This window comes from Pseudomonas sp. GD04158, from assembly GCF_029834875.1.
In the GTDB taxonomy this organism is placed as follows: domain Bacteria; phylum Pseudomonadota; class Gammaproteobacteria; order Pseudomonadales; family Pseudomonadaceae; genus Aquipseudomonas; species Aquipseudomonas hydrolytica.
The window spans coordinates 1-5466 of the sequence record NZ_JAODYT010000140.1; the positions used below are offsets into that span (position 1 = coordinate 1).

The following is a 5466-nucleotide window of genomic DNA, read 5'->3' on the forward strand; positions in this document are numbered from 1 at the left end:
CGGCCAGCTCGGCGACGACAGCCGCGCATGGACCTGGGGCCGTGCCCACACCCTGACGCACGAACATCCGCTGGGTCAGCAGCAGCCGCTGAACCGGCTGTTCAATGTCGGTCCGTTCGCCGCGCCCGGCGGCCATGAAACGCCGAACAACCTGTCGCACAAGGTCGGCCCCGCGCCCTGGCCGGTGGTATACGGCCCCTCGACTCGGCGCCTGGTGGATCTGGCCGACGCCGACAAGGCGCTGGGCGGCATTCCGGTAGGGCAGAGCGGCGTGCCGTTCGATGCCCATTACCAGGATCAGGCAGCGGCACACGTGGCCGGCCAGTACCAGCCGCAACACCTCAGCGAAGCGGACGTGGCCGCGCACGCCCGGGCGACGCTGAAGCTGCTGCCGCGCTGACTGGGGCAGCGATCCGGAACACAGCGTGGTGCGCCATCGGTGCATCGCGCTGCAAGCTGGTGCACCGTGGCGCCGCAAATGGCGCCATGACCCTCGCCTGGGGCCCTACAGCCCGCGATAAACAGGCTTTCCAGACCCGGTAATAAAATTGGCACACGCCCTGCATAGGCTAAGGCAAACCCAGTTTTGGGGACCTTGGTACAGGCAGGCCGGGGAATCCCCTTCTTTATGCGACGCCACCGCGCGTCATGTGCAACGCGCCGCCGCTCGCCAACGAGCACGGCGCCACCCGTTTCGGGGACCTTGGTACAGGCAGGCCGGGGAATCCCCCTCTTTATTCGGGACGCAGTGCCAGTCGGGCACGCCAGCGTCCATCCTCCTGCGCACCGTGCCATTGCCCCGCCAGCGGGCGCGGTGACACCAGCACCAGCAGCAGATCCCGTCCATCACGCTGCACGCGCCAGTTGACCAGCCCCAGCGCCAGGTTCAACTGGCCCTCACGCTCGCGCCCGTAGGCATTCTCGTAGCGATACACCAGGGCGCCGCCGACAGGCTCGGCATGTGCCTGCGGCTCGCGGTTGAAATGCAGCTGCAGCCCCTCGGCCCAGGGCTCGACATCCTCGATGCGCAGTGGCGGCGGGTCGAACAGCCGGCCGAGCATCATGCCGACGAGAAAGGCGATAAGCATCACCGAGCCCACGAAGCGCCAGCGAAGTCGCGGCCGAGGATCCTCGACCGGCGTAGAATGGCGGTCATCCCTGTGTTCGGAGCCCTGCATGTTCCACGTCATCCTCTTTCAACCGGAAATTCCACCCAATACCGGCAACATTATCAGGCTGTGCGCCAACAGCGGCTGCCAACTGCACCTGATCGAGCCACTGGGTTTCGAACTGGACGACAAGCGCCTGCGCCGCGCCGGCCTGGACTATCACGAGTACGCCACGCTCAAGCGCCACGCCGATCTGCAGAGCTGCCTGGACAGCCTCGGTCAGCCGCGCCTGTTCGCCTTCACCACCAAGGGCTCGCAACCCTTCCACGAGATCGCCTACCAGCCGGGCGATGCCTTTCTGTTCGGCCCGGAGAGCCGCGGCCTGCCGGAGGAAGTACGCAACGCCCTGCCACCCGAGCAGCGCGTGCGCCTGCCGATGCGCGCTGGTTGCCGCAGCCTGAATCTGTCCAACACCGTGGCCGTGACCGTTTACGAGGCCTGGCGACAGAACGGCTTTGCCGAAGCCGAGTAAGGCACGCTCCCCGTCACCGGTGCGCGCAGCGCACCCTGCAAAAAGCAAAACGCCGCGAACCTGTTGCCAGGAACGCGGCGTTTGCAAGCGGAGCGTCGCTTAGTGCGCGGCGGCTTCGCCAGCCTGCTGCATGCGCTGCAGCTCCTGAGCGTACAGGGCGTCGAAGTTCACCGGCGACAGCATCAACGCCGGGAAGGAGCCGCGGGTCACCAGGCTGTCCAGCGCCTCACGGGCGTAGGGGAACAGGATGTTCGGGCAGAAGGCACCGAGGGTGTGGCTCATGGAGGCAGCGTCCAGGCCCTTGATCAGGAAGATGCCGGCCTGCTGCACTTCGGCGATGAAGGCCACTTCTTCGCCGTTCTTCACGGTCACCGACAGGGTCAGCACCACTTCGTGGAAGTCGCCTTCCAGGGTCTTCTGACGGGTGTTGAGGTCCAGACCGACGCTCGGGGTCCACTCCTGACGGAAGATTTCCGGGCTCTTCGGCGCCTCGAAGGACAGGTCCTTGACGTAGATGCGCTGCAGGGAGAATTGCGGGTTCTGCGACTCGGCAGCGGCGGCGCCGCTGTTGGCTTGCTCGGTCATGGCGTTTGCCTTCCTTAACGTTGCGGTTTCATGCGGGGCTCTGCAGCAGGGCGTCGAGCTTGCCGGCGCGCTCCAGGGCGTAAAGATCGTCGCAACCGCCCACATGGGTGCTGCCGATCCAGATTTGCGGTACCGAGGTGCGTCCGGCCTTGCGGGTCATCTCCGCGCGCACGGCCGGCTGGCCGTCGACGCGAATCTCCTGATAGTCAACGCCCTTGCTGGCCAGCAGCTGCTTGGCGCGGATGCAGTAGGGGCACCAGTCGCTGGAATAGATGACCACGTCGGCCATGTCACTTCACCAGCGGCAGGTTGTCGCCACGCCAGGTGGCGATGCCACCGGACAGCTTGGCGGCGGTGTAGCCGGCCTTCTTCAGCTCGCGGGCGATGCTGCCGGCATGCTGCCCCATGGCGTCGACGACGACGATGGTCTTGGCCTTGTGCTTTTCCAGCTCGGCGATGCGCGCTGCCACCTTGTCATAGGGAATGTGCAGGGAATCGACGATGTGCCCGGCGGAGAACTCCTTCTGCGCACGGATATCCAACACCACGCCCTGCTCGCTGTTGACCAGCGCGGTCAGCTCGCGGCTGGACAGGCTCTGACCGCCCTTCCGCATTTCGGTGACGATCAGCGCCACCAGCAGCACGACGAACAATCCGCTCAGTACATAGTGGTTAATGATGAATTCAATCAGGTTGGCGAACATCTATATGACCCAGGACGGTAAAATGCCGGCCAGTATACACAGGCCCACAGGTCGGCCAAACCCCGTCCGGCAGTGACGCGCCGGGCGCTTGACCCTAAAATGCCGGGCTGTTTCATTGCCCCCTCAGACGCAGAGCGAGCCAGCTTAATGAGTGCCACGCCAAAACCCTTGGTTCTGATCATCCTCGACGGCTTCGGTCACAGCGACAAACCCGAATACAACGCCATCCACGCCGCCAGCACGCCGGTCTACGACCGCCTGCGTGCCACCTACCCGCATGGCCTGATCTCCGGCAGCGGCATGGACGTGGGCCTGCCGGACGGGCAGATGGGCAACTCCGAAGTCGGTCACATGAACCTCGGCGCCGGTCGCGTGGTGTACCAGGACTTCACCCGCGTGACCAAGGCGATCCGCGACGGCGAGTTCTTCGATAACGCGGCGATCAACCAGGCCGTGGACAAGGCCGTGACCGCCGGCAAGGCCGTGCACATCCTCGGCCTGCTGTCCGACGGCGGCGTCCATAGCCATCAGGATCACATCGTCGCCATGGCCGAGCTGGCCGCCAGACGCGGTGCCGAGAAGATCTACCTGCACGCCTTCCTCGACGGCCGCGACACCCCGCCGAAAAGCGCGCAGCCGTCCATCGAGCTGCTCGACGCCGCCTTCGCCCGACTCGGCAAGGGCCGCATCGCCAGCCTCACCGGCCGTTATTTCGCCATGGACCGCGACAACCGCTGGGACCGCGTCGAGCAGGCCTACCACCTGATCGTCGACGGCGCCGGCCAGTTCAACGCCGCCAGCGCCGTGGAAGGCCTGCAGGCTGCCTACGAGCGCGGCGAGAGCGACGAGTTCGTCAAGGCCACCACCATCGGCGCGCCGGTGCAGGTGGAAGACGGCGACGCCGTGGTGTTCATGAATTTCCGCGCCGACCGCGCCCGCGAGCTGACCCGCGCCTTCGTCGAGCCCGGCTTCCGGGAGTTCGAGCGCAAGCGCGCGCCGCAGGTCGGCTTCGTCATGCTCACCCAGTACGCGGCGAGCATCCCGGCGCCCGCCGCCTTCGCCCCGGAAGCGCTGACCAACGTGCTCGGCGAATACCTGGCGAAGAACGGCAAGACCCAGCTGCGCATCGCCGAGACCGAGAAATACGCCCACGTCACCTTCTTCTTCTCCGGCGGCCGCGAAGAGCCGTTCGAGGGTGAAGAGCGCATCCTCATCCCCTCGCCGGACGTCGCCACCTACGATCTGAAGCCGGAAATGAGCGCGCCGGAAGTCACCGACAGGATCGTCGATGCCATCGAGAACCAGCGTTACGACGTGATCATCGTCAACTACGCCAACGGCGACATGGTCGGCCATACCGGCGTGTTCGAGGCGGCGGTCAAGGCCGTGGAAACCCTCGATACCTGCGTCGGCCGCATCACCGAGGCGCTGCAGAAGGTGGGCGGCGAGGCGCTGATCACCGCCGACCACGGCAACGTCGAGCAGATGGAAGACGAATGCACCGGCCAGGCGCACACCGCACACACCTGTGAGCCGGTGCCGTTCATCTATGTCGGCGAGCGCCCGGCGCGCATCCGCGAAGGCGGCGTGCTGGCCGACGTGGCGCCCACCCTGCTGACCCTGATGGGCCTGCCGCAGCCCGCGGAAATGACCGGCAAGACCATCGTCGAGCTCGAATAATCGGCAGAAAACAGGAAACGCCCCGCGCCGTGAGGCCCGGGGCGTTTTTTTTGCCCGGCGGCGCGGGCATACTAGGCCTCAATTCGCCCTCCGGTGTCGCCTCGCCCATGCTTCGCATCCTTGCCCTGCTCCTGCTCAGCAGCCTGATCGCTCCGGCCCTCGCCGATCAGCGCGCCGATACCCAGCGCCAGCTGGAAGCGGCGCGCCAGGATGTGGCCGAACTGAAGAAGATGCTGGAGAAACTGCAGCAGGAGAAATCCGGCGTGCAGCAGCAGCTGAAGAAGACCGAAACCGAGATGGGCACGCTGGAAGGTCAGGTCAAGGAATTGCAGCGCGAGCTCAAGAGCAGCGAGCAGGAAATCCAGCGCCTGGACCAGGAGAAAAAAAAACTCCAGAGCGCGCGCACTGAACAGCAACGTCTGATCGCCATCCAGGCCCGCGCCGCCTATCAGAGCGGGCGCCAGGAGTACGTCAAGCTGCTGCTCAACCAGCAGAACCCGGAAAAGTTCTCGCGCACCCTCACCTATTACGACTACCTCAGCCAGGCGCGTCTCGAACAGCTCTCCGCGTTCAACGAAACCCTGCGCCAACTGGCCAATGTCGAGCAGGAAATCGTCACCCACCAGACCCAGCTGCAGGTGCAGAAGGCCAGTCTCGACGAACGCCACGCCAAGCTCGCCGAGGCGCGCAAGGAGCGCCAGCAGGCTCTGGCCAAGCTCAACAGCGAGTTCAGCAACCGGGATCAGCGCCTGAAAGCACGCCAGCAGGAACAGGCCGAGCTTGGTCGCGTACTGAAGACCATCGAGGAAACCCTGGCCCGCCAGGCTCGCGAAGCCGAAGAGGCGCGCAAGCGCGC

At 65.6% G+C, this 5466-nt stretch carries 7 protein-coding genes and 1 pseudogene; 4 read left to right on the top strand and 4 right to left on the bottom strand.

What is annotated here, in order from left to right; genetic code table 11:
- Window positions 1-400 (top strand): penicillin acylase family protein (locus N7333_RS23825; protein ID WP_279859475.1); only part of this gene is annotated, 400 nt, incomplete at its 5' end.
- 334 nt (window positions 401-734) lie between these two features.
- Here N7333_RS23825 and N7333_RS23830 read toward each other — a convergent pair.
- The gene (locus N7333_RS23830; protein WP_012020032.1) at window positions 735-1178 is read right to left on the bottom strand and encodes a hypothetical protein; all 444 of its coding nucleotides are present in this window, start codon (window positions 1176-1178) and stop codon (window positions 735-737) included.
- Between N7333_RS23830 and trmL the strand changes: the two genes are divergently transcribed.
- Entirely contained in the window at window positions 1177-1641 is a 465-nt protein-coding gene (gene trmL, locus N7333_RS23835; RefSeq protein ID WP_004373981.1) for a tRNA (uridine(34)/cytosine(34)/5-carboxymethylaminomethyluridine(34)-2'-O)-methyltransferase TrmL, read from the top strand. The genes N7333_RS23830 and trmL overlap by 2 nt on opposite strands.
- A 99-nt stretch (window positions 1642-1740) precedes the next feature.
- Here the strand turns inward: trmL and secB are convergent, their stop codons facing one another.
- Genes secB through N7333_RS23850 form a run of 3 tightly spaced genes read right to left on the bottom strand, consistent with a single transcriptional unit; the run spans window position 1741 to window position 2930 of the window.
- Window positions 1741-2226 carry a protein-export chaperone SecB gene (secB, locus tag N7333_RS23840; protein ID WP_004373984.1) on the bottom strand — a complete coding sequence of 162 codons (486 nt, stop codon included), beginning with the start codon at window positions 2224-2226 and terminating at the stop codon, window positions 1741-1743.
- A 28-nt stretch (window positions 2227-2254) separates the two neighbouring features.
- A complete protein-coding gene (grxC, locus tag N7333_RS23845; protein ID WP_004373986.1) occupies window positions 2255-2515 on the bottom strand; it encodes a glutaredoxin 3 in 261 nt (86 codons plus the stop codon).
- A 1-nt stretch (window position 2516) separates the two neighbouring features.
- Window positions 2517-2930 (bottom strand): rhodanese-like domain-containing protein, encoded by a 414-nt coding sequence (locus N7333_RS23850; RefSeq protein ID WP_004373988.1) that lies wholly within the window; start codon window positions 2928-2930, stop codon window positions 2517-2519.
- 147 nt (window positions 2931-3077) lie between these two features.
- On the opposite strand from N7333_RS23850, the gene gpmI reads away from it, so the two are divergent.
- Both gpmI and N7333_RS23860 read left to right on the top strand, forming a co-directional pair.
- A complete protein-coding gene (gene gpmI, locus N7333_RS23855) occupies window positions 3078-4610 on the top strand; it encodes a 2,3-bisphosphoglycerate-independent phosphoglycerate mutase (protein WP_129482465.1) in 1533 nt (510 codons plus the stop codon).
- A 107-nt stretch (window positions 4611-4717) separates the two neighbouring features.
- A pseudogene (locus N7333_RS23860) lies at window positions 4718-5466 on the top strand (peptidase M23); the annotation flags it as partial.

Bases quoted from the DNA above. Each gene is read 5' to 3' on its own strand.
- grxC (WP_004373986.1), bottom strand. From the start codon at position 2,515: ATGGCCGACGTGGTCATCTATTCCAGCGACTGGTGCCCCTACTGCATC.
- gpmI (WP_129482465.1), top strand. From the start codon at position 3,078: ATGAGTGCCACGCCAAAACCCTTGGTTCTGATCATCCTCGACGGCTTC.
- secB (WP_004373984.1), bottom strand. From the start codon at position 2,226: ATGACCGAGCAAGCCAACAGCGGCGCCGCCGCTGCCGAGTCGCAGAAC.
- N7333_RS23830 (WP_012020032.1), bottom strand. From the start codon at position 1,178: ATGCAGGGCTCCGAACACAGGGATGACCGCCATTCTACGCCGGTCGAG.
- N7333_RS23850 (WP_004373988.1), bottom strand. From the start codon at position 2,930: ATGTTCGCCAACCTGATTGAATTCATCATTAACCACTATGTACTGAGC.
- trmL (WP_004373981.1), top strand. From the start codon at position 1,177: ATGTTCCACGTCATCCTCTTTCAACCGGAAATTCCACCCAATACCGGC.